Source organism: Rhizobium ecuadorense (assembly GCF_001187535.1).
GTDB lineage: Bacteria > Pseudomonadota > Alphaproteobacteria > Rhizobiales > Rhizobiaceae > Rhizobium > Rhizobium ecuadorense.
In genome coordinates this window covers 1-218 of sequence record NZ_LFIO01001051.1, presented here as the reverse complement: position 1 = coordinate 218, position 218 = coordinate 1, and the positions used below count along the sequence as shown (strand labels likewise).

1 pseudogene is annotated in these 218 nt (G+C 56.0%); it reads right to left on the bottom strand.

Annotated elements, in window-relative coordinates:
- Nucleotides 1-218 (bottom strand): annotated as a pseudogene (locus AF337_RS18835) (aminotransferase class V-fold PLP-dependent enzyme); the annotation flags it as partial.

The window sequence follows — 218 nt, the reverse complement described above, 5'->3', positions numbered from 1 at the left end:
TATTCCAAAAATCGCCGCCGAAAGGCCTTCCGAGGAATTCCGGTTGAGCGCAATCTCGTCTGGCGTGCAATCGATCAACTCGGCCAAATCACGCTTGATACCGGGCAGCGCAGCATCGAGGTTGCTCCACATGTTATAGTCGGGATTGCGGCTGATGAAGCGATAGGCGTCAATCGTGGCCTCCTGTACCGCTATCGTTGGCGGACTGACGGCAGCAT